This is a genomic window from Nonomuraea pusilla (assembly GCF_900109355.1).
Lineage (GTDB): Bacteria > Actinomycetota > Actinomycetes > Streptosporangiales > Streptosporangiaceae > Nonomuraea > Nonomuraea pusilla.
The window spans coordinates 166229-189204 of sequence record NZ_FOBF01000007.1; the positions used below are offsets into that span (position 1 = coordinate 166229).

At 69.7% G+C, this 22976-nt stretch carries 21 protein-coding genes and 1 pseudogene; 12 read left to right on the top strand and 10 right to left on the bottom strand.

Annotated elements, in window-relative coordinates; all coding sequences use genetic code 11:
• Position 1 precedes the first annotated feature (1 nt).
• Positions 2-751 carry a GNAT family N-acetyltransferase gene (locus BMX74_RS17135; protein WP_218153977.1) on the bottom strand — a complete coding sequence of 250 codons (750 nt, stop codon included), beginning with the start codon at positions 749-751 and terminating at the stop codon, positions 2-4.
• Between the two features lie 197 nt (positions 752-948).
• Here BMX74_RS17135 and BMX74_RS17140 point away from each other — a divergent pair, with 197 nt between their 5' ends.
• Positions 949-1977 (top strand): NADP-dependent oxidoreductase, encoded by a 1029-nt coding sequence (locus tag BMX74_RS17140; RefSeq protein ID WP_091101380.1) that lies wholly within the window; start codon positions 949-951, stop codon positions 1975-1977.
• 48 nt (positions 1978-2025) lie between these two features.
• Entirely contained in the window at positions 2026-2418 is a 393-nt protein-coding gene (locus BMX74_RS17145) for a MerR family transcriptional regulator (RefSeq protein WP_091101627.1), read from the top strand.
• A gap of 90 nt (positions 2419-2508) precedes the next feature.
• Here BMX74_RS17145 and BMX74_RS17150 read toward each other — a convergent pair whose 3' ends face one another.
• The 3 genes from BMX74_RS17150 to BMX74_RS17155 form a co-directional block, all read right to left on the bottom strand.
• The gene (locus BMX74_RS17150) at positions 2509-3924 is read right to left on the bottom strand and encodes an FAD-dependent oxidoreductase (RefSeq protein WP_091101382.1); all 1416 of its coding nucleotides are present in this window, start codon (positions 3922-3924) and stop codon (positions 2509-2511) included.
• A 25-nt stretch (positions 3925-3949) separates the two neighbouring features.
• Positions 3950-4105, bottom strand: coding sequence for a hypothetical protein (locus BMX74_RS44110; RefSeq protein WP_177227377.1), 156 nt, complete (start codon positions 4103-4105; stop codon positions 3950-3952).
• 116 nt (positions 4106-4221) lie between these two features.
• Positions 4222-4563 carry an ArsR/SmtB family transcription factor gene (locus tag BMX74_RS17155; protein ID WP_055502552.1) on the bottom strand — a complete coding sequence of 114 codons (342 nt, stop codon included), beginning with the start codon at positions 4561-4563 and terminating at the stop codon, positions 4222-4224.
• A 53-nt stretch (positions 4564-4616) separates the two neighbouring features.
• On the opposite strand from BMX74_RS17155, the gene BMX74_RS17160 reads away from it, so the two are divergent.
• Positions 4617-5684 carry a flavin-containing monooxygenase gene (locus tag BMX74_RS17160; protein WP_091101385.1) on the top strand — a complete coding sequence of 356 codons (1068 nt, stop codon included), beginning with the start codon at positions 4617-4619 and terminating at the stop codon, positions 5682-5684.
• A 482-nt stretch (positions 5685-6166) separates the two neighbouring features.
• Here the strand turns inward: BMX74_RS17160 and BMX74_RS17165 are convergent.
• A pseudogene (locus BMX74_RS17165) lies at positions 6167-6789 on the bottom strand (IS5 family transposase); the annotation flags it as partial.
• A 735-nt stretch (positions 6790-7524) separates the two neighbouring features.
• Here BMX74_RS17165 and BMX74_RS17170 point away from each other — a divergent pair.
• Positions 7525-8187 (top strand): hypothetical protein, encoded by a 663-nt coding sequence (locus BMX74_RS17170; RefSeq protein WP_091101387.1) that lies wholly within the window; start codon positions 7525-7527, stop codon positions 8185-8187.
• Between the two features lie 132 nt (positions 8188-8319).
• On the opposite strand, the gene BMX74_RS17175 is transcribed toward BMX74_RS17170, so the two are convergent.
• On the bottom strand, positions 8320-9672 hold the full coding sequence (locus BMX74_RS17175; RefSeq protein WP_091101390.1) for a flavin monoamine oxidase family protein: 1353 nt from the start codon (positions 9670-9672) through the stop codon (positions 8320-8322).
• 93 nt (positions 9673-9765) lie between these two features.
• Here BMX74_RS17175 and BMX74_RS17180 point away from each other — a divergent pair, with 93 nt between their 5' ends.
• The 6 genes from BMX74_RS17180 (at position 9766) to BMX74_RS17200 (ending at position 14746) form a co-directional block, all read left to right on the top strand.
• Positions 9766-10296: a hypothetical protein gene (locus tag BMX74_RS17180; protein WP_177227379.1), complete on the top strand. Its 531-nt coding sequence runs from the start codon at positions 9766-9768 to the stop codon at positions 10294-10296.
• A gap of 7 nt (positions 10297-10303) precedes the next feature.
• Positions 10304-10864 carry a TetR/AcrR family transcriptional regulator gene (locus BMX74_RS17185; RefSeq protein WP_091101392.1) on the top strand — a complete coding sequence of 187 codons (561 nt, stop codon included), beginning with the start codon at positions 10304-10306 and terminating at the stop codon, positions 10862-10864.
• Between the two features lie 28 nt (positions 10865-10892).
• On the top strand, positions 10893-12476 hold the full coding sequence (locus BMX74_RS17190; RefSeq protein WP_091101394.1) for a succinic semialdehyde dehydrogenase: 1584 nt from the start codon (positions 10893-10895) through the stop codon (positions 12474-12476).
• Between the two features lie 319 nt (positions 12477-12795).
• Positions 12796-13542, top strand: a complete 747-nt coding sequence (locus BMX74_RS44990; RefSeq protein WP_055502558.1) for a heavy metal-binding domain-containing protein — start codon at positions 12796-12798, stop codon at positions 13540-13542.
• On the top strand, positions 13539-14348 hold the full coding sequence (locus BMX74_RS17195; protein WP_055502559.1) for a heavy metal-binding domain-containing protein: 810 nt from the start codon (positions 13539-13541) through the stop codon (positions 14346-14348). The genes BMX74_RS44990 and BMX74_RS17195 overlap by 4 nt, the downstream gene beginning before the upstream one ends.
• Entirely contained in the window at positions 14348-14746 is a 399-nt protein-coding gene (locus tag BMX74_RS17200) for a hypothetical protein (RefSeq protein WP_055502560.1), read from the top strand. Before BMX74_RS17195 ends, BMX74_RS17200 begins: the two co-directional genes overlap by 1 nt.
• Positions 14747-15671: 925 nt before the next feature.
• On the opposite strand, the gene BMX74_RS17210 is transcribed toward BMX74_RS17200, so the two are convergent.
• Positions 15672-18173 carry an ATP-dependent Clp protease ATP-binding subunit gene (locus BMX74_RS17210; protein WP_055502562.1) on the bottom strand — a complete coding sequence of 834 codons (2502 nt, stop codon included), beginning with the start codon at positions 18171-18173 and terminating at the stop codon, positions 15672-15674.
• Between the two features lie 105 nt (positions 18174-18278).
• Positions 18279-18920, bottom strand: coding sequence for an SDR family oxidoreductase (locus BMX74_RS17215; RefSeq protein WP_055503939.1), 642 nt, complete (start codon positions 18918-18920; stop codon positions 18279-18281).
• 23 nt (positions 18921-18943) lie between these two features.
• Between BMX74_RS17215 and BMX74_RS17220 the strand changes: the two genes are divergently transcribed.
• Positions 18944-19636, top strand: a complete 693-nt coding sequence (locus tag BMX74_RS17220; protein WP_055502563.1) for an HAD family hydrolase — start codon at positions 18944-18946, stop codon at positions 19634-19636.
• 95 nt (positions 19637-19731) lie between these two features.
• A complete protein-coding gene (gndA, locus tag BMX74_RS17225; protein WP_091101398.1) occupies positions 19732-21156 on the top strand; it encodes an NADP-dependent phosphogluconate dehydrogenase in 1425 nt (474 codons plus the stop codon).
• A 16-nt stretch (positions 21157-21172) separates the two neighbouring features.
• On the opposite strand, the gene BMX74_RS17230 is transcribed toward gndA, so the two are convergent.
• Together BMX74_RS17230 and BMX74_RS17235 are read right to left on the bottom strand one after the other, a co-directional pair.
• The gene (locus BMX74_RS17230; protein WP_256256994.1) at positions 21173-21940 is read right to left on the bottom strand and encodes a thioesterase family protein; all 768 of its coding nucleotides are present in this window, start codon (positions 21938-21940) and stop codon (positions 21173-21175) included.
• 4 nt (positions 21941-21944) lie between these two features.
• Positions 21945-22889, bottom strand: a complete 945-nt coding sequence (locus BMX74_RS17235; protein WP_055502566.1) for a helix-turn-helix transcriptional regulator — start codon at positions 22887-22889, stop codon at positions 21945-21947.
• Between the last annotated feature and the right edge of the window lie 87 nt (positions 22890-22976).

Here is a 22976-nt window from a genome sequence, read left to right on the forward strand (position 1 = left end):
GTCAGGACCACCAGGTGGCGTCGCCGATCACCTCGAAGCCCAGCGAGTCGTACAGGGGCTTGCCCGCCGTCGAGGACGTCAGCGTGACGGGCCGGTCCCCGCGCCGGGCGAGGAGCGCGTGCATGAGCGCCCTCCCGACCCCGGCCGACCGGTGCTCCGGGAGCGTGGTGACCCAGTACAGCCCGCTCACCTCGTCCTGGACGACGCTCACGCACGCCCCGGCGGTCACACCGTCGCGTACGGCGAGGAACAGCTCGGTCCCCGGCCTGGTCAGCAGGCCGGTGGGGAACACCTCGCCCGGCCGGTACGGCTGGAAGTGACTCAGCGGGAAGCCCTCGACGACGACGCGGGCCGCGGTCTCCAGTTGCGCGGCGGTCGTCACCCTGGTCACCTCCAGCCCGGCGGGGACCGGCGCGGGTGCGGGGCCGGGGCGGCGGATCATGACGGGGAGCGTGCGCGGCGTCAGTCGCAGCTCGGTGAAGTCGTGCGCGCTGAACGGGTCCTCGACGGTCACCCGGCCCCCTGCCCGCACCAGTTCCGGCACCAGGGCGAGGTCGGCCGGGGCGGGCTCGGGCGACAGCAGGATGACGCGCAGCCCGTTGCGTCCCCCGCCGACCCCGAGCAGGCCGGGACGGCGGGTCACCTCCTGCCCGCGGGTCTCCCCGAGCGCCTCCCACAGGGCGGCGGCGTTGCGGGTGGCCAGGTGGAGATCGGTCATGCCCGCTGCGGAGCGGGCGGGCGCGGTCGTCATGACCGACACCCTAAGAGGCCCCGCAGGCAGGCGGCCCGGCTGAGGTGGGAGCTGGTACGGGTACGTGGTCTCGGGGTCGTGCAGTCGGCTACGCCCCGTGGAGGCCGGGATCCGCCTGAGTTTCTGGCATGTCTTCGGGTCGTCACCGGACGAACGGCTTGACCTTCACGCATGGGTCAACCCCTACGGTCGCCGGCATGGACGCACCTTCGAAAAGCACGACCTCCCGCACCGGCCTGCAGGTCAGGCTTGTCGCACGCCCGGCGGACCTGCCCGCTCCCGGCGACTTCGAGATCGCCGAGGTCGCCGTCCCCGACCCCGCGGTGGGCCAGGTACTGGTCCGCAATCTCTTCATGTCGCTCGAACCCGCCATGCTCATGTCGATCGCGGGGGTGCCCGGTCTGCCGATGCCCCGCTATGAGATCGGCGAGGTCATGTACGGAGCCGCCATCGGTGAAGTGGTGGCCTCCGCCGACCCCTCGCTCGGCGCGGGCGACCTCGTGCTGCATCGGTTCGGCTGGCGCGAGTACGCCGTGGCGCGGGCCGGGCTGTTCCGCCGCGTCGACCGCGACGCCTACTCGACGCCTTCCACCCACCTCGGCTCCGGGCTGGTCGCGTATGTCGGGCTCATGGACGCCGCGGAGCTGCGGCCCGGCGACACCGTCTTCGTCTCCAGCGCGGCTGGAGCGACTGGAAACATGGCCGGTCAGATCGCCCGGCTCAAGGGGGCGTCCCGGGTGATCGGCAGCGCCGGATCACCCGGGAAGGTCGCCCATCTGACCGGCAGACTCGGGTTCGACGCGGCCTTCGACCATCACGACGGCCCGATCGTGGACAGACTGCGCGAGGCCGCCCCCGACGGCATCGACGTCTACTTCGACAACGTGGGCGGCGAACAGTTGCGTGCCGCGATCGAGGTCATGAACCCGCATGGCCGCATCGCGCTGTGCGGAGCCCTCGACCGGCAGGGCGGGAGCCGCCCTGACGACGGGCCGGGCGACCTGCTCGGCGTGATCGGCAAGCGCCTCACCCTGCGCGGCTTCACCATGAGCGATCATCCTGACCGTGCTCCTGAGTTCGACACGCAGTTCCGTACCTGGCTGAGCGAAGGCGCCATCGTCCACGACGAGACGGTGATCGACGGGCTCGCGAACGCGCCGCAGGCCCTCCTCGGTCTCGTGAAGGGCGCGTACACCGGGAAGACGGTGGTCCGGCTCGGGACTTGACCTTGACGTGTACGCGAAGCCGTGCGGTTGGACTCGGAGGTGCCTGTGATGCTCATCGGTGAACTGGCCGCGGAGGCCGGGACCACGACCCGTGCCCTGCGCTACTACGAGGAGCAGGGCCTGCTGGAGTCCGGCCGTACGGCCGCGGGGTATCGCGTGTACGAGCCCGCCGCGACCCTCCGCGTCCGCAACATTCGTGTGCTGCTGGCCTGCGGGTTCACCGTCGAAGACGTGAAGTCGTTCCTGGACCACCTCGACGCTGAGCTGCCCGAGGTGTTCTGCCACGCGCCGCCGTGCGCCGCCAGTAGCGCCGTCGCCGCCCGGCGGGTGGCTGAGCTGGAGGAGCGCATCGCCGCTCTCACCCGGCTGCGCGACAGCCTCGTCCACCGCATGCCCTGGCTGGCCGGGCCCGGCGACACCGCGGGCGAGCAGGTCACCTGATCAGCCGTGCGCCGCCCGGCCTCGCAGATGAGGCGCAGCGCTTCCTTCTGGGCGGCGGTGGGGTAGCCGTAGGACATCAGGTGCTTCCCTTCAGCCGCAGCAGCCGCCGCCGGACTCGGCCGGAGCTCCGACGGTGGTGAGCGGGAGCGGGGCCGCCGGCAGGCCGCCGCTGATGCCGGTGGCCGGTCCGACCCGCTGCTCCTGGGCCTCGGCCAGGTTGGAGGAGCACACGCCGGTCTCGGGCAGGTCGAGCTGGACGTCGTGGGCCGCCTGCCAGTCCCCGGCCAGCGCGGCGGCCACGGAGCGGACCTGCTCGTAACCGGTGGCCATGAGGAAGGTCGGGGCGCGGCCGTAGCTCTTGACGCCGACCGCGTAGTAGCCGGGCTCGGGGTGGGCGAGTTCGTCCACGCCGTGGGCCGGGACGGTGCCGCAGGAGTGCCGGTTGGGGTCGATCAGCGGGGCCAGGGCGCGGGTGGAGCCGAGCACCGGGTCGAGGTCGAGCCGGAGTTCGGAGGCGATGGAGTGGTCGGGGCGGTAGCCGGTGGCCGACACGATCCGGTCCACGGTGACGGTCTGCTCGTGGCCCGACGGGGTGCGGCTGATCACCTCGACGCCTTGGTCGGTGGTGTTGACGCGGTGGGTGAAGAAGCCGGTCAGCAGCTGGATGCGGCCCGATTCGACGTGGACGCGCAGGCGGGTGCCGAGCGCGCCGCGGGCCGGGAGGGCATCGGCCTCGCCGCCGCCGTAGGTGCGGGTGGCGTCGCCGGAGCGGATCGCCCAGGTGATCGGGGTGTTCTCCAGTTCGGCCAGGGCGAGCAGGGTGGTGGCGGCGGAGTGGCCTGCGCCGACGACCAGCACGCGCTTGCCCTCGTAGCGGTCGCGGTCCGCGCCGAGCACGTCGGGCAGGGCGTGGTCGACGAACACCTCGTTCTCGCCGTGGGCGGGCAGGCCGCTCGCGCCGAGCACGTTCGGGCTGGTGTACGTGCCGGAGGCGTCGATGATCGCGCGGGCCTGCAGTTCGGTGCCGTCGGCCAGGCGGATCAGGAAGGGGGCCTGGTCGCGGCCGGCTGTGCGGACCCGGTCGTAGCCGAGGCGGCTGATCGCCCTCACCTTCGCGCCGAGCCGCACCTTGTCGCCGAAGAGCTTGGCCAGCGGGGCGAGGTAGTCGTCGATGAGCTCGGCGCCGGTCGGCAGCCAGTCGGCGTCCGGGGCGCTCCAGCCGTCGGCCTCCAGGAGGCGGCGGGCGGCGGCGTCGATGTTGTACCGGTACGGGCTGAACACCCGTACGTGTCCCCACTGCGCCACCGAGGTGGCGACGCGGTCACCGGCCTCCAGGACCGTGAAGTCGACGCCGCGCTCGGCCAGGTGGGCGGCGGCGGCCAGCCCGACCGGACCGGCGCCGATCACGACGACGGGCAGGTCGTTCGTCGGCTCGGAGGCGGCCTGCTGAGGGGTGGCGGACTGGTCGATCTCGACGGCGACGGTGCCGCAGCAACTGTCACTCATGACGGCTCTCCAGGTGGCGTGCGGGTTAGCGGAAGGACAGGGACGACAGGGCGGAGGCGCGGGCGCGTTCGATGGCGGCGTCGGCGCGGCAGGTGCGGTCGCATACCTCCGAGGTCGCCTCGTCGAAGGTCAAGCCCGAGACGTCGGCGGGCGGGCGCAGGCGGGTGAGCAGAGCGCGCATCGCACACCTTCTGAATAGAAACTCACCTAAACAGCTCAGAGCCTGAACCATTGATTAGAGAGATGTCACATTAGATGGGTGCCTAATTTGCGCTGGACAGGCCGATCTCCACCCCGTCAGCCACAGCCGCCGGCAGACGGCCCGTCGCCCGGCGGGCAGCACGCAGCCAAGGCGGCCTGCAGGTCGGCCAGTGCGCGCCGCACACCGTCCGGGTCGGCGCGGTAGTAGACGGTCTTCCACTCGCGCCGCGAGGTGAGCACTCCGCCATCGCGCAGTGTCGCCAAGTGCGTGGAGGTGGCCGACTGGGCAAGCGACAGGCGCTCGGCCACCTGGCTCACGGTCAGCTCAACCCCACCCTCGAACAGGAACAGGATCTGCTGGCGGGTGTCGCTGGCCAGGGCCTTGAGGAAGCCTCGCGCCGCGTCGGTGAGCCGGATGCCACTGCCTGCCGTCTGCATGGCACGACTCTACCGTATTGTCATTTCTGGATATGAGGATATGATCCGGCGGCATGGACGTCATCATCATCGGCGCCGGCCAATCTGGCCTCGCTGCCGCCCGCGCTCTGCGCGACGCCGGTCGTACCCCCGTCATCCTCGAAGCCGGCCCCACGCCCACCGGCTCATGGAGCGGCTACTACGACAGCCTCACCCTGTTCTCACCCGCCCGCTACAGCGCCCTGCCCGGCCAGGACTTCCCCGGCGACGGCGACCACTACCCCACCCGCGACGAGGTCGTCGCCTACCTCCAGCGCTACGCCGCCGCCCTGAACGTCGAGATCCGCACTGACACCCGCGTCGCAGCGGTGGAAGCCGACGGCGCGGGCGGCTTCCTCATCCACACCGCCGCCGGGGACACCCTGCGCACCATGGGCGTGATCGCCGCCAGCGGCTCCTTCGGCAACCCCTACATTCCCACCCTTCCTGGTCAGGCCGGCTACACCGGTCAAGCCCTGCACGTGGCCGACTACCGCAACCCCAAGCACTACGCCGGGCAGCGCGTCGTGGTGATCGGCGGCGGCAACTCCGCCATTCAGGTCGCCTACGAACTGGCGGCGGTGGCCGACGTCACGATCGCCTCACGCCAGCCGCTGCAGCTCATTCCCCAGATCATCGGCGGCAAGGACGTGCACTACTGGCACACCACCACCGGCTTCGACCAGCTCCCGCCCGCCTGGCTGGCCAGCGTCGCCACCGGCACCCCGGTCATGGACACCGGCGACTACGCCGCCGCCCTGGCCGACGGCCGCCTGCAGCGCCGCCCCATGTTCACCGCCTTCGACGGCGACCACCTCATCTGGGCCGACGGCGAACGCGAGAGCGCGGACACGGTCATCTACGCGACCGGCTACCTGCCGCACCTGGACTACCTGGCCCCGCTCGGCGCCCTCGACGAAACAGGGCTGCCCCTGCACGTCGGCGGCCTGTCCACCACCCACCTCGGGCTCGGCTACGTCGGGCTGGAGTTCCAGCGCTCCTTCGCCTCCAACACCCTGCGCGGCGTCCACCGCGACGCCGAACACGTAGCAGCACCCATTGCCGCCTACACCGGCGGTGTTCTGGCGGCTTACGGCTTCTGAGCAGTGACAGCGCCGCACGACGGACGTGACAGTACTGGGGGCCCCAAGCAGTCCCGGTTCACGTACAAGGACGTTGACGTACAAGCAGCGGCGGAACGTTAGACGGTGTGCTCGTCGAGCAGTGCGGGCCTGTACGTCGGGCAAGCGACCAGACCTCGCCGGAGCACATCTTCTGGGGCTACCGGACCTTGGTGGGCGACGAAACCGGGGGCCGCGCAGGCAGCGTCTGCGGGGTGCCGCACTCGAGCACCTACGTTCTGTCATTCGATGGGCGTCGGCGTACTCGCTGCTGTTGCTGAAGCAACCTCGCCTGGTCGGCATCCCCCGCCTTGTGAGCTCCGGGGATACGCGACGCCCATCTTCGCCAAGAAGCTTCCCGTCACCCTTACAAGCACGAGGGCCAGCAGGGTCGAACCTCAGAATCGTCCGCGGACGATCAGGGGCAGGCCGGCATCGCAAGGTGCTGTTCTTAAGAGGTCGTCTCATTTGGTCAGTCCGCGGTAGCAAATGAGGGCGGCGGCGATGGCGACGAAGGAGCCGAAGTGGTCGGCTCGACGTTCGTAGCGGCGGTGTAAGCGGCGGCAGCCGGCCAGCCAGGAGACGGTTCGCTCGACTACCCAGCGATGGCGCCCGAGTCGCCGACTGGACTCGATGCCCCGGCGGGCGATACGAGGGATGATGCCACGGCCGCACAGGAAGGCCCGCAGGTGCTGGTAGTCGTAGCCCTTGTCGCCATGGACTTTGGCGGGCCGCCGGCGGCGGGGCCCACGGCGGGAGCGGATCGGCGGGATGCCGCGCACCAACGGCTCCAGCGCCAGGCTCTCGTGGGCGTTGGCGGCGCTGATCCCGACAGAGATGGGCAGACCACTCCGCTCGGTGATGAGGTGGATCTTCCACCCGTTCTTGCCGCGATCGACAGGATTCGGATCTGCCAGGTCCCCCCTTTCATAGCGCGCACACTGACGGAGTCGATCGCGCACCGTGACCAGTCCAGCTCACCTCGGGCGCCGCGCTCGTCCAGCAGGATCCGGTACAGCTTGGCCCACACCCGTGCGGCGCTCCACTCGGTGACGCGGCGGTGCACCGTCTGCCAGGAGGCGCCGAACATCAAGCCGCAGGAACTTCGCTGCTTCATCACACTTGATTCGACACACATCTAGCGAACTGGAATTACGTTCAAGCACGCTCTCGTACAGTTCTTTACAGCCCTTTACGCTTTTGTCGAATGTTCACCAGCACTTGTCATGGGAGCATTCGTCCGTTTTGGAGCGATGCCGGTCGGTGATCCGTGGACTTTACGCCGCCGGCGAAGGCCTACCCGCCTTTTCTTCTCGTAACCGGGCGGCGCTCGTTCCGTCCCGCAACCAACAGTTCTCCTAGATTCACGTCCACAGAAATGGACAGTGGGGTGGAGCAGGAGGCCGGACGGCGGTGGTGACGGACGCGACGGGAACACGCATTCAGAACTGTCGGGTACCTCCGGCGATGCGGTCCAGGCGCGCGATGTCCACGGAGGTGTGTACTTCCACGGGCAGGGCTGCAGGGGCGGCACGTGCCGCGCCAGTTGCCCAGCGACGTGAGGGGAGTGAGGGCGCCTCCGTCAGGGCTGTTGCCGTAGAGCTGGGCCGCAGCCAGCACGGGCAGCACTGCGGCCAAGGAGTGAGATACTGCTCGACGAATTGCCGCACGCTCAGGCCGCACGTGAGCTACGTCGACGCGCTGCGGTCTGAACGAACGCGACCCGGCGTCCAGACGTGGCTATGCCCCGGCTGCATGCGGTGCAGAGGCAGAACCGGGGCTTATGCCTCGACAGTACCACCCTTTGTGTTGCCAGGAAACCATGGGAAACCAGAAGGCGGCCCACATGCAGGAAGCTGAGGCCACGCGGCTGTGTACGCTACTGTCCCCCCTCCGCCTCGCTGAATACCAACTGGCCTGTGGCGGCGACGCCGTTGCCGCCTTGCGGCTGCACTGCTGGAACACGGAGATCAGCGAGGCGTTCTACGGGCCCCTGCAGTACCTGGAGGTGGCCATGCGTAGCGCCATGACGCGTGAGCTCACCGGATACTTGAGGCGTGAGGACTGGTGGAACGACCCGCGCCCGCAGCTCACCTACGGCGGACGCCAGCGCATCGCTGAGGCCGAGCAGCAGTTGCGACGCATCGGCCTGACCCCCACGCCGCACATGGTCACCGAAGAGCTGCCTTTCGGCTTCTATGTCTCATTGCTTGGGCCTGGCAACGGCTATGACCAGCGGCTATGGCGCACCGCCCTGTACCGGGCCTTCCCTACCTACCGCGGCCGCCGCCAGCCCCTGCACCGTCAGGTCGATCACCTCAGGATCTTCCGTAACAAGATCGCTCATCACGGACCGATCCATCACCGCCACCTCGTCGCCGACCACGATGCGATCCTGCGGTGCCTCGAGTACATCGACGCGGGGTTGGCAACCATGGTGCGGCGTCACAGCCGGGTGCCCGAGGTCCTCAACCGGCGCCCCTGAGGGGTGGTCGGTATTCACGCGTCGTCGGCACACGCGTACGTGATCAGGGACAGCGAGGTGCGCCGGGAACCGGCGACGGCGGGCGGCCACTCCCCTGGCAAGTCAAGAACGTGCCGTTGACCGCGATTGTCCCTATCGGCCGAGAAGGGCGTCGGCCTCAGCGGCCGCGCGTTCACCGGACTCCACGGCTCCGTCGATGTAGCCCGCCCAGCGGGTCGCGGTCTCCGTACCGGCCCAGTGGATCGCGCCGACCGGGCGGCGCAGGGCGCAGCCGAACCGGGTGAGAGCCGCGGGCGTGGCGAACGCTCCATAGCAGCCACGGCTGTACTCTTCGGCGGCCCAGTCCTGCTCCAGGTAGGTGACGGCGTCGCGGGCTCGCGGGCCGAAGTAGAAGGCCAGTTCGTTGAGGACGACCTCCCGGCGGGCCTCAGGATCGAGTTTGGCCGCCGCCGCGGCATGCTTCGCCTCGAAGAATCCGACCAGCACTCCGGCGCCGGACGTGGGCGGGCTGTTGTCGAACACCGCGCCGAGCGGCCTGCTGTCGCTGTTGGCCTGACCGGACAGGCCCTCGGCGCGCCAGAACGGTTCGTCGTAGACGACATTGACCTTGATCGTCCAGCCCATCGGCATCCGCTGTGTCAGCTGATCCCGGTCAGCGGGCAGCGCCGGGTCGAAACTGATCCGTGCGGTCAGCGGCGGTGGTAGCGCGACGATCACGCGGCGAGCTCGGGACTCGCCTGCCGTGGTGCGCACCCGGACCGCGGCGCCGTCCTGGACGATCTCACGAACGGGTGACCGCAGGCGGATGCGATCTCCCAGCTCGGCGGCCATCTGTATGGCGATCCGCTGACTGCCGCCGACGATCCGGTCCTGTTGTGCGCCGCCGGTGACGTTGATGAGCGACTCGAGCCCGCCACCGGAATGAATGTAGAACTGAGCCCACAGTGCGGACATCTCCTCGGGGCCCGCGCACCATACGGACTCGGTGAGCAATCGCATGAACGTCCGGCTTACGCTGGTGGGAGCCTGGTGCCGGAGCCACTCATCGAATGTCTGGTTGTCGAGGGCGTGGGCGTTCGGCGCGAGCCACGGTTCTTCCAGCGGCACTCGCCGTGCCGCGCGGTCGACGCGCTTCATGGTCCGGTCGAGATCGACGAGGGCCAGCGGGTTCAGCCGGGGGATCCGGCCGCCGTAACGGGTGAATCGACCGGCCAGATGACCGATCTTGTCGCCGATGTCGTAGGTCGAGAAGATTTCCAACCCGAGCTCAGTGATCAGTTTCGCCACGCGATCCTGGGTAGGGCCGACCCACTGACCACCGGCTTCGACGATCTGGCCGTCGGAGCCGGGCAGGTCGGCGTTGAGCGTTCGCCCGCCGACTCGGTCCCGCGCCTCCAACACCACCACTTCCCGCCCGCGAGCCACCAGATCTCGCGCGGCGACCAGTCCGGCGACCCCTGCGCCGACCACGATGACGTCGGTCATGAGCTGCTCACCTTGTTCATTCGTGCCTCCATGCACAGCCTCTGCATACAGATAGAACATACCAATAGTGTGTACTACTGGTACACTCGCGGCATGCGAATCATCATCAAGACCGTGGGCACCGCATGCGTCATAGCCCTTCTCAGCTACCCGTTCTGGGCCCCGCAGTGGGGAAGCGGCATTTTGGGCGAGATCGCGGGACTGGGGACGATCGGCGCGCTGATCGTGGTCGCCGTCTTCTTCCTGATCGTCGCGCTGTACTGCCGCGCCCTCCAAACAACCATGACACTCGTGCGGCCTGAAGCCAGGAGCGCGGCTCCCGCATCGGTGTGGTGGATGTTCGCCATCCCCTTCAACTTCACCGAAGACTTCTTCATCGTGCACACCGTCTCCAGCTCCATGACGGCTGACGCCCGCATGCCGAGCGCCTTCATGAGATGGTGGGCGCCACTGGGGTACGGCTGGTGCGTGTTCCAGATCGTGTCGCTCTTCCCGGGGATCACCGGATTCATCGGCGGAGCGATCGCCATTCCTCTCTGGGCCGCACACTGGATCATGACGGTCCGCGCGAACCGCATGCTCGCCGCCTGGCGAACGGCCGTCCCCATCACATCGAGCCTCTGAGGAAGTCATGCCCCTGCCCCGCTTCGACCGGCTGCCCGTGGACGCGAGAGCCGCCATCCTTGCCGTTGCCCGCGCCCATTTCGCGCGTGACGGCAAGGACGGCGCGTCGTTCAACCAGATCATTGCCGACGCCGGGATCTCCAAGTCGTCCGCTTACCACTACTTCGACGGCAAGGATGACCTCTTCGGCGCGGTGGTCGCCGATACCGCCGACCGCGTCGTCGCCGTGCTCGGCCTCTGGACCGACGTGGAAGCCGAAGATGATCTGTGGCAGCAGGTCAAAGCCGGCGCTACTCGGCTTGTGGCGTACCTGCGTGAACACCCGGACGACCAGGCGGTCCTCTCCGCGCAGCCGCCCACCCATCAAGACGGCCAGTCCTGGATCCACAGCCTCATCGCCAATGGCCGGCGGATCGGCCTCATCAACCCATATCCCAGCATCGAGCTGGTCACCGTAGCGACCATGAGCATTTTCCAGGGTCTCGACGCGTGGGCTCTCGAACAGCGGGACGAGCTCGACCAGTTCGCCGACGTGCTCGTCCTGTTCCTGTCACGCCTTTGGAAATGAGCGGCATGACTCTCGAAGGGCTCATCACATGACAAACACCGCTGTCTCCTCGGCCAGCTCCACCCTTGACCAGCATGCTCTGGCTCCCGCGCTCCTGGAGCGGCTGGCTTCCCACGTCACCGCCACCGGAGGTGCCATCACGATCCCGGCCCCGTTCACCGGTGAGGCGCTCGCCGAGCTCCCGCTGACGACCGACGAGGACGTGCGCAGGGCCTTCGACACGGCACGCGAGGCACAGCGCGGCTGGTCCTGCCTGCCGGTCAAGGACCGGGTGCGACCGTTCCTCCGCATGGTCGACACCCTGGTCGACCGGCGCGAGGAGATCCTGGACATCATCCAGTGGGAGACCGGCAAAGCCCGCCGTCACGCCTACGAGGAGTTCCTCGACGTGGCCATGTGCACGCTCTACTACGCGCGCCGGGCCGCGAAGCTGCTCGGCCCGAGGCGGCGTCAAGGCGCTCTCCCGATCGTCACCCGCACCCGGGAGCTACGGCATCCAAAGGGCGTCGTGGGGTTGATTTCGCCGTGGAACTATCCGTTCAGCCTGGGCACCAGTGACATCGTCCCGGCGCTGATGGCCGGCAACGCCGTCGTACACAAACCCGACACCCAAACCTGCCTGTCCAGCCTCTGGGCACTGGATCTCCTCATCGAGCTCGGCCTGCCCAAGAACCTGTGGCAGGTGATCGTCGGAGACCCCGCCGAGATCGGCGACCCTCTGCTGGACAACGCCGACTACGTCGCCTTCACCGGCTCTACCCGGGGCGGCAGAACCATCGCCGCCAAGGTCGCCGACCGGCTGGTCGGCTACTCACTGGAGCTCGGCGGAAAGAACCCGATGATCGTGCTGGACGACGCCGACCTCGACCGAACCGCCCGCGGCGCCGTCCGGGCCTGCTTCACCAACGCCGGTCAACTCTGCGTCTCCATCGAACGCCTGTACGTCCATGAACACATCTATGACGCCTTCGCCGCGAAGCTCGTCGACCAGGTCAAGGCGATCAAGCTCGGGGCCGACTTCTCCTTCGACACCCAGATGGGATCGCTGACCTACCAGCGTCAATTGGAGACAGTCACCCGCCAGGTCGAGCAGGCCGTACGGGCGGGCGCCGACGTGCTGGCCGGCGGCAGGTCGCGGCCGGACCTCGGGCCGCTGTTCTTCGAGCCGACCGTGCTGGCCGGCGTGACCGGCGAGATGGAGCTGTGCGCCGGCGAGACCTTCGGCCCGGTCGTCGCCCTCTACTCCTACCGTGGCGAGGACGAGGTCGTGGCCCACGCGAACGACACCCCCTACGGCCTCAACGCCTCCGTCTGGACCAGGGACGTCGCCCGTGGGCGTCGGCTGGCCGCCCGCATCCACGCCGGAACGGTCAACATCAACGAAGGGTACGGGGCTGCTTTCGCCTCCTACGACGCCCCCATGGGCGGCGTGAAGCAGTCCGGCGTGGGCCGCCGCCATGGCGCCGAGGGCATCCTGAAGTACACCGAAGTACAGGCCATCGCCAGCCAGCACTACGTGGATCTCGAGCCACCGGGCTCGATGCCGTACGGAAGGTACGCCGACATGCTGGCCTCAACCATCAAGGCGATGAAGCGCTTCCGAATCAGGTGAACACCCGTCGAATCCAACGGCACTTCACCCTCAGTACCCACCAGGGGCGTTCGGACGAACGGTCAAATGACGGTCGAACAATCAAGAGCCTAGTTCTCGATCGTGAGAACCAGGCTCTTCGCCTGCGGAAACTCTGTCGGGGTGGCGGTGCCCCCGGCAGGATTCGAACCTGCGGCGCCCGCTTCAGACAGTGACTCAATCGGCGAGTCGGCGAGCGCTCTCACCAGGTGCTCGAACTCGGATGTGAAAGCTTGAGCAGGCCACGACGAGGATCGAACTCACCGTTGTGGCCTCAGGCAGGTATCGATAGTTTGATCACGTGGCTGAGGCCTTGTCGTTCACCTCGGGGTTGCCGGCGGCCGGGTTGGTGGCCGTCCGCTCAGTGGGATTCGAGCCGCTGGGCCAGGTCACCGGCCTGACCGTGCTGAGCCGAGGATGGCGCGCGCAGACGCGACTACCCTGCTCCACGGACGCGGACCTCAGCAGTCACGCCAGGGCCCTGGGGAAGAGCACGCGTGAGGTGTTCAAGGCACTCGTCCGTCGGTGCAGTGCGCTGGGCGGTGATGGGGTGGTGGGCGTCACGGTCACCACTCGCGCGTTCGGCGATGGTGCCGCTGTGGAGCACATTGCCACGGGGACCGTGCTCCGCTCCCGCACCGGAATACGAAACCACCGTCCCTTTCTGGCCCATATCGGCGGCCAGGACTTCGCGAAACTGATCCTCTCCGGATGGGTGCCCGTCGACATGGTGCCCGGCACGGCGATGAAGGTGATCCACAAGTACTCGGTCAACCCCAGGAAGGGCGGGGAACTCGGCTGGATGGCCACCGCCATGGCGAGCTTGTGGCGCGAGGCTCACGGCCAGGTGACCGATGCCGTCCGGCAAGGCGGCGGGCAGGGCTTCGTCTTGGCCGAACGCTCTCGCCGAATCCGTGAACAGGAATGTCTTCAGGTAGAGGATCGCGAGGACTATGTCGTCGTAGCCACCCTGATGGGCACCTCCATCATCCCTTTTCATGCCGACCCGGCCCCACCGCGGACGCTGACCATCATGAGGTTGACGTGACTCACGACCTTGCGGCCGCGGCTGTCGAGCGGCTGCGCTCCCTGCGGCCCAACGCCGATACTCCGCTGTTCACCAGTGACCTTTCGGTCAACGAGTTCCTCCTGGTCCGGGAAGCGGGGTTCCGCCCGCTCGGCCTGGTGCTGGGCACCTCGATCTACCACGTCGGCATCCAGGGCATCCAGCTGGGGCGCTGGAGCAAGAACATGGAGGTCACCCAGCTCACCGAGGCGATGTACCACGCCCGCGAGCACGCCATGACACGTATGGAGGCCGAGGCAGACCTGCTTGGCGCCGACGGGGTGGTCGGCGTGCGACTGGAGCTGGAGTTCCACGAGTTCGGTGACAACATCGTGGAGTTCGTCGCCGTGGGCACCGCCGTCAAAGCGGAGGAGCCCGGGCCGTGGCGCAACAACAAGAACCAGCCATTCACCTCCGACCTGTCCGGCCAGGACTTCTGGACGCTCATCCGGGCCGGTTACGCACCGCTGAGCCTGGTGATGGGGACGTGCGTGTACCACGTCGCCCATCGGCGGCTGGGCGCCGTGCTAGGCAACCTGGGGCAGAACATAGAGATTCCCGAGTACACCCAGGCGCTCTACGACGCCCGCGAACTGGCGATGGCCAGGATGCAGGCCGAAGCCCAGGAATTGGAGGCGGAGGGCATCGTCGGAGTGGTCCTGGACACGCACAACCACAGATGGGGTTCGCACACCATGGAGTTCCTGGCCATCGGTACCGCCGTACGGCCGCTACGGCCCGACCACATCATCGAGCGCCCGCAACTGGTGCTGCCGTTGGATGGCTGATGGACCTCCACGAGCTCGCTGCGGCGTTGCGCCGGGACGTCGCCGATATCGACGCCTATGTTGGTGTGCTTCTAGGCACTCTGGGCGAGGTGCTGCCCATCGATTGTGTCAGCGTGCAACGGGAGCAGGGGCTTACGGCACGGCTGCGCGGCCGCGATGGCCGGGTCCGTGCGCTTGCCGTACGGCTGGGCGATCGGGTTCTGACACTGGCCGCTTCCGACGGGCGCCCCATGGCAGAGGTCGCGCACGAGGTCCATGGCGTTACGCTGTCGCGGCGTACCGTGACGCTGGACGTGTGGGTGGAGTTACTGGCCGAGTTGCTGGCACGACGAGCGGACGCCGACGCCGCTGCCGCTGAGGCACTACGCCGCCTGATCCATCGCGGACACCTGGAGTAGTCCTCTTGCGCTGAGCATGACGCCTCTTGAACCGGCCCTTCCATTGTGGGCTCATGCCAGTGGGCGTCCAAGGCATCCGGTGTCACGACAAAGCGCCGGAGTCCGGTGAGCGAGAGGGCTCAGCGGTAATGAGCGGAAAGGTGGCCGGCGGATCCGATCGACGGCGCGGTCGGCGTAACGGGTGGGAGACACGTGAACGCCCGGAGCAGCAGCGGCGGGTGACCGGATCGGCCAGCCCGTTACACACCAACACCCGAGGCGGCAGTTCCAGCCACGCCGGCCCAACTCCCGCAGCAGAGGCCGCGGCTCCACCGTGGATGAGCGCATACAGCTCATCGCCCCGATCGCGGCCAGGGTCTGCCTCGGGTACGGTTTCGGTGCATGCGACCTGGGGGCCGGTCCCTGACGGCGGCAGCACACCAGGCCGGGACTCATGGTGCAGCGTCGCTGATCGCCGAGCTTGACGACTTTGAACGGGGGGCTGCAGGAACCATGGGGAGGAGGCGCTACGTCGCCAGAGGCGTTCCCGGCGGCTACCGGATCTGGGACAACAAGACGCGTCGCTGGTGGGGCGACCTCTACCAGTTATGTCCTGACGATTTGCTCGACGAGCTGAACGGCACGCGTGACTACGACAAAGTCACGGCGCTCCTCAAGCGGTACAGAGCGATGAAGCGATAGGTGGCCCTTCCGGTTCAGGTGGTCGTTCCGTCAGATTCCCATGCAGAGCAGACAGTGACGGAAAGATCCAGCTGTGGGCCGCACGCACTGAAGCCAGGCTTCGCGTGACGATCAGAGCGGGCGAACGTACAGCCAGTGCTCGTGGGAGCCGAGGAGTCCAGCGTGTTACTCACGATGATCCTTATGTACGCAATACCTGTCATTATCGTCGTGGCATCGCTCTTTGTGACGGACGCGGCCCGGGTCAGGTGGCCGGTTCCGGGGTGCGGGCGGTGAGGGTGAGGTGGTCGCCGGTGACGTCCACCTCGACCGTGCCGCCCTCGCCCACCTCGCCGGTCAGCAGCATGGTGGACAGCCGGTTGTCGAGTTCGCGCTGCACCGTGCGCCGCAGCGGCCTGGCGCCGAACTCGGGCTGGTAGCCGCGCCCGGCCAGCCAGTCCTTGGCCGCGTCCGTGACCTCCAGGGCGACGTCCTGCCCGCGCAGGCGCTGGCGGGTGCGTTCGAGCAGCAGGTCCACGATCTCGCGCAGCTGCGCCCGGTCGAGCCGGTGGAAGATGATCGTCTCGTCGATGCGGTTGAGCAGTTCGGGCCGCAGCGAGTGGCGCAGCAGCTCCATGAGCCCGTCGCGCAGCTCCGCCGTGTCGGCCTCGCTCTCCAGGATGAGCTGGGCGCCGATGTTGCTGGTCATGATGACGATGGTGTTGGTGAAGTCCACGGTCCGGCCCTGGCCGTCGGTGAGCCGCCCGTCGTCGAGCATCTGCAGCAGGATGTTCATGACGTCGGGGTGGGCCTTCTCGATCTCGTCCATGAGGACGACGCCGTGCGGGCGGCGGCGCACCGCCTCGGTGAGCTGGCCCGCCTCCTCGTAGCCGACGTAGCCGGGGGGCGCGCCGATGAGCCTGGAGACGGTGTGGCGCTCCTGGAACTCGCTCATGTCGATCCTGACCATGTGCTCCTCGCCGCCGAACAGGGCGGCGGCGAGCGCCCTGGCGAGCTCCGTCTTGCCCACGCCCGTCGGGCCGAGGAACAGGAAGCTGCCGATGGGCCGGTTCGGGTCGGACAGTCCGGCCCTGGCCCTGCGCACCGCCTCGGCGACGGCGGAGACGGCCTCCTCCTGGCCGATGACGCGCTCGTGCAGGCGTTCCTCCAGCCGCATGAGGCGTTCGCGTTCCTGCTGGGTGAGCTGGGTGACGGGGATGCCGGTGCGGCGGGAGACGACCTCGGCGATGTCCTCGACCATGACCTGCGGCACCTCGTCCTGGCCGCGCCGGGCGCGTTCCAGCTCGGGACGGATCTTGTCGATCTCGGCGGTGAGCTCCTTGGCGCGGTCGAAGTCGTCGGAGGAGACCGCCTGGTCCTTGTCGCGGCGCAGCGCGTTCAGCCGCTCCTCCAGCTCGCGGACGTCGCTGCCGGGCGTGCGCGAGCGCAGGCGGACCCGGGCGGACGCCTGGTCGACGAGGTCGATCGCCTTGTCGGGGAGGAAGCGGTCGCTGATGTAGCGGCCGGACAGGGTGGCGGCGGCGTCGAGCGCCTCGTCGGTGATGCGTACCTGGTGGTGCGCCTCGTACGCGTCGCGCAGCCCGGCGAGGATCTCGACGGTCTGCTCGACGGTCGGCTCGGCGACCAGGATGGGCTGGAAGCGGCGTTCGAGCGCGGCGTCCTTCTCGATGTTCTTGCGGTACTCGTCGATCGTGGTGGCGGCGATGACGTGCAGTTCGCCGCGGGCGAGGGCGGGTTTGAGGATGTTGGCGGCGTCCATGCCGCCCTCGGCGGACCCGGCGCCGACGAGCGTGTGCACCTCGTCGATGAAGACGACGACCTCGTCGGCGTGGGCGCGCACCTCGTCGATGACCTGCTTGATGCGTTCCTCGAACTCGCCGCGGTACTTGGTGCCCGCGACGATGCCGGTGAGGTCGAGCGCGACGACGCGGCGGTCCTTGAGCGTGTCGGGGACGCCGCCGTTGACGATGCGCTGCGCGATGCCTTCGACGATGGCGGTCTTGCCGACGCCGGGCTCGCCGATCAGGCAGGGGTTGTTCTTGGTGCGCCGCGACAGCACCTCGATGCACTGCTCGATCTCGTCCTCACGGCCGACGACCGGGTCGATCCTGCCCTGCCTGGCCTCCTCGGTGACGTCCCTGCCGTACTGGTCGAGGGAGGGCGTGTCGCTGCGGCGGCCCGGCTGCGTGGCGGGCCCGCGGGACGCGGCGGGGGCGAGCATGGCCTGCTGGATCTCGTTGGCGGAGACGTTCTGCTCGCGCAGCAGCCTGGACGCGGTGGAGTCGGGGTTGGCGGCGAGCGCGAGCAGCAGGTGCTCGGGCCCGATGTAGGACGACTCCAGAGCGCGGGAGACGCGCTGGGCGTCGAGGATGGCGCGCTTGGCGGAGGGCGAGAGCGTGGTGGGGGCCTCGCCGGGTTCGCCGGGACCGGCGAGGGCGTCGATGCGCTCGCGCAGCCGGTCGAGGTCGGCGCCCGCGGTGCGCAGCAGGTCGCCCTCGGCGTCGGCGAGCGCGTCGAGCAGGTCGAGGACGTCCAGGTCGGGGGAGCCGCGCTGCCCGGCGCGCTCCTGGGCGGTGGCGAGGACGTCCCTGGCGGAGGCGCTGAGCAGCCGTCCGACGTCGACCCGGTGGACGCCGGGCCGTGAGGGCGGCCAGCTCTCCATGCCGCCGAACACCCTGCCGGTGAGCTCCTCGAACCCGCGGAAGGGGTCGCCCCCGAAGAACGACCTGAACGACATATCCGACATGGGAGGCTCCTCCTCATTTATGCACTGAAGAGGGACCTAGCCGGGGACGTGCCACGAGATAGCCAGGGTTCGGCAAAGCATCCGGGGGCCCGCTCGGGCGTGCGGTCACTCCGTGGCGACCAGGTCGATGACCGGCGTGTCGCCCGCGACCAGCTCGAACGTCCTGCGCGCCGTGCCCGGCGCCTCCAGCAGGGCGAGCACGACGGCCGCCACGTCGTCCCTGGGGATCGAGCCCGGCGGCACCTCGGGCGCGAGCCGCACCAGGCCGGTGCCCGGCTCGTCGGTCAACCGGCCGGGACGCACGATCGTCCAGTCGAGGTCGCGTCCGCGCAGGTCGTCCTCCGCCTCGGTCTTGGCCCTGATGTACGCCTGCCACACCTCGTCGGAGCCCGGCGCGGGCGGCTTGCCCGCCCCCATGGACGAGATCTGGATGAACCGCCGCACACCCGCCCGTTCGGCGGCCTGCGCCAGGAGGACGGCCGCGCCCCGGTCGACGGTGTCCTTGCGGGCGGCGCCGCTGCCCGGACCCGCCCCCGCCGCGAAGACGACGGCGTCGGCTCCGCGCAGCACGCCCTCGACCTCCTCGACGTCCGCGCGCTCGAGATCGCACAGCACGCCCTCGGCGCCGGTGGCCTCGACGTCGGCCACCTGGGCCGGGTCGCGCACGATGCCCACCGCGCCCGTCCCGAGGCGCTGCGCCAGCCGCAGCCCGATCTTCCCGTGCCCGCCCGCGATGACGATCCTCATGGCCGCCATGGTGTCATGGACGCATGGACGACTTCCCGCAGGTACCCACCCCCGCGTTTCTGTTCGACCTCGACGGCACCCTCATCGACAGCGTCTACCAGCACGTCATCGCGTGGCGGCAGGCGCTGTCCGGGATGGGCATCGACCTGTCGGTGTGGCGCATCCACCGCAGGATCGGCATGAGCGGCGGGCTGTTCGTCAGCGCGCTGCTGCGGGAGACCGGGCTGAAGCTGACGCAGGAGCAGATCGACGAGCTGCAGACCGTCCACGCCGACAACTACGCCGAGCAGATCGACTCGGTGCGCCCCCTGCCCGGCGCGCCGGAGCTGCTGGCGGAGCTGACCGCGCGCGGCGTGCCGTGGGCCATCGCGACCAGCGGGTACGCCCGCACCGCCCGGCTCGCCCTGGACATGCTGGGCCTGCCGGACGACGCCCCGATGGTGACGCGCGACCGGGTGCGGCGCGCCAAGCCCGACCCCGACCTGTTCCTCGCCGGGGCCGCGCTCGTCGGGGCCGACCCGCGGCACGCCATGGTGGTGGGCGACAGCGTCTGGGACCTGCTGGCGGCGCGCCGGGCCGGCGCGCTGGGCATCGGACTGCTGTCCGGCGGGTACGGCAGGGACGAACTCGAACGCGCGGGGGCGTTCAGGGTGTACGCCGACCCGGCGGACATGCTGGACAGGCTCGACGAGCTGGGCGTGCGGCAGAGCGACTGAGGCCCCCTGCTGAGGGCCCCTGCTGAGGGACTCCGAGGAATAACCCGTGCGACCGGCGGGCTGGATCACGCGTATCCCCCGTAGAGGAGCTTGAGATGGACTTGGCAGACATCGGCGTCACCGGCCTGGCCACGATGGGGCGCAACCTGGCACGGAACCTGGCGAGGCACGGATACTCGGTCGCCGTGCACAACCGCACCGCGGCGCGTACCCACCAGCTGGTCAAGGAGTTCGGCGGCGAGGGCACGTTCGTGCCGTCGGAGGAGCTGGCCGGCTTCGTGGCGTCGCTGAAGCGGCCCCGGCGGGCGATCATCATGGTGAAGGCGGGCGCCGGCACGGACGCCGTCATCGACCAGCTCGCCGAGCTGATGGAGCCGGGCGACATGATCGTCGACGGCGGCAACGCGCACTACCAGGACACCCGCAGGCGCGAGGCGGCGTTGCGCGAGAAGGGCATCCACTTCGTCGGCACCGGCATCTCCGGCGGCGAGGAGGGCGCGCTGAACGGCCCCAGCATCATGCCGGGCGGGTCGCGGGAGTCGTGGGAGGCGCTGGGCCCGATCCTGCAGGACATCTCGGCCAAGGTCGACGGCGTGCCGTGCGCGGTGCACGTCGGTCCGGACGGCGCGGGCCACTTCGTGAAGATGGTGCACAACGGCATCGAGTACTCGGACATGCAGCTCATCGCCGAGTCGTACGACCTGCTGCGCCAGGCCCTCGGGGTGAGCCCGGCCGAGCTGGCCGGGGTGTTCAGGGAGTGGAACGAGGGCGACCTCGGCTCCTACCTGATCGAGATCACCGCCGAGGTGCTCGACCAGGTGGACGCGGCCACGGGCAAGCCGTTCGTGGACGTCGTGGTGGACCAGGCCGAGCAGAAGGGCACCGGCCGCTGGACCGTGCAGAGCGCGCTCGACCTGGGCGTCCCCGTGACGGGCATCGCCGAGGCGGTCTTCGCCCGCGCGCTGTCCGGCCACCCCGAGCAGCGGGCCGCCGCGGCGGCGCTGGAGGGCCCCGCGCTGTCCGGCGTGGAGGGCCGCGAGCTGGTCGAGGACGTCCGCCGGGCGCTGTACGCGTCCAAGATCGTGGCGTACGCGCAGGGCTTCGACCAGATGGCCGCCGCGTCCAAGGAGTACGGCTGGGACCTCGACCTCGGCGCCATGGCGACCATCTGGCGGGGCGGCTGCATCATCAGGGCCAAGCTCCTCGACCGGATCCGGGCCGCGTACGACGCGGATCCGGCCCTGCCGACGCTGCTGGCCGACCCCGACTTCGCGGCCGAGCTGAACGCCGCGCAGGAGGCGTGGCGGCGGGTCGTCACCACGGCCGTGCGCATCGGCGTGCCGACGCCCGGTTTCTCCTCGGCGCTCGCGTACTACGACGGGCTGCGCCGCGACCGGCTGCCGGCGGCGCTGGTGCAGGGGCTGCGCGACTTCTTCGGCGCGCACACCTACCGCCGGGTGGACCGGGAGGGCTCGTTCCACACCGACTGGTCGGGCGACCGCGCGGAGCACCCGGCCTGAGCCCGTCCGGCGTCGTCTAGCGGCCGGTCAGGGCCACGGGGTTGGCCACCGCCGTGACGACGCAGAACCCGAAGGGGCCCGCCGTGTCGTGCAGCGTGCACTGCCCGGCGGCCACCCCGTCGGCGCTGACGTGGCCGGTCGCCTCCACGCCGATCAGCTCGCCCTCCGGCAGGCGGGCGAGCGTCAGCGTGTAGTCGGCGTTGATGAACGCCACCCCGCCCGAGCCCATGTTGCTGAGCGGGCTGGCGAAGTCCCCGGCGAGCGCCACCCGGACGAACGGCGTGAGCGGCTCGTCCTCCACCAGCGGGTACGCCTCGCGCGTCCAGGCGCGGTGCCTGGCCGACGCGCCCCACTCGGTGAGGCGCCACAGGTCGAACGGCGGCTGCCACTCGCCGCGGTCGGGCGGCCCGGCGGGCGGCCGCTCGTCCCAGGCGGGGGTGTGCGCGTGCTCGCCGGAGGGCTGGTCGCCCGTCCTGAGCAGGACGGCGCTCGCCCTGCCGATCACGCCCTGCTCGGTGGAGAGGGTCGCGTCGGCGACCCTGATCCTGCGGCCGTCCCTGACCACGGCCGTCTCGACGGTGACGGGCAGCAGCGGGCTGTTGCGGAACAGGTCCACGGTGAGCCTGGCGAAGCGCAGGCCGGGGCGGCCGTGCCGCTCCTCGAGCACCTGGGCGGCCAGGCCGCCGAGCAGACGTCCGTGCAGCATGTCGGCGGACCACGGGCTGCGGGCGTGCGGCGCGGGGACGAACTCGTCCTGCTTGCGCGTGAAGAACGGAGGAGTCACAGAATCAAATTCTAGAGGACAGCAGCCGGCGGCCGAGGGCCCGCAGCTCGTCCCGCAGCTCGGCCGGTTCGAGCACCTCGAAGTCGACGTCCAGGAACGCCACCACGATCGCCATGGCCCGCGGCTCCTCGCCGCGCAGCGTGAGCACGCAGGTGCGCTCGTCCACCGGCTCCACCGTGCCGGACGTGCGGCCCGCCACCCGCTCCGCCGGCGCGCGCAGCAGGAAGCGCCCCCGGTACGGCCACATCTCGTGCCCCAGCCTGCGCTCCATCCAGGACGCCACGTCCGGGTCCGGCGGTTCGCGGGGGGCGAAGCGGGGGCCGTTCGGGGTGCTCGGCTCGATCCGGTCCGCCCGGTAGGTCCGCCAGTCGCCCCTGTCGACGTCCCAGCCGACCAGGTACCAGCGGTTGCCCCGGCTGACCAGGGTGTACGGCTCGGTCCTGCGGTCGGCCGTCCTGCCGTCGTGGTCGGTGTAGCGGAAGCGGAACTGCTCCCGGTCGCGGCAGGCGGCCGCGACGCGGGCGAGCACGTCCGGCTCGACAGTCGGGACCTCGCGCGGGACGCGTACCGTGTGGGCCTGCAGCGAGCTCACGCGATGCCGCAGCCGGGCCGGGAGCACCTGCTCCAGCTTCGCCAGCGCGCGCGCCGAGGTCTCCTCGATGCCGGACACCGTGCCGCCCGCCGCCGTGCGCAGGCCGATCGCGACCGCGACCGCCTCGTCGTCGTCCAGCAGGAGCGGGGGCATCCGCGCCCCCGCCGCCAGCCGGTAGCCGCCCGCCACGCCCGGGGTCGAGCTGACCGGGTAGCCGAGGCTGCGCAGCCGCTCCACGTCGCGGCGGACCGTCCTTCGCGCCACGCCCAGGCGCTCGGCCAGGTCTCGGCCCGGCCACTCGGGGCGGGACTGCAGGAGCGACAGCAGGCGCAGCAGGCGCGCGGAGGTGTCCAGCACAGGTCCATTGTCGCGCCCATCACGGCCCGTTCAGGTCCTCGTTGCCGCCCGGACCGCTGTCGTGAATCGCGGCCTGGTCCTGGCCGC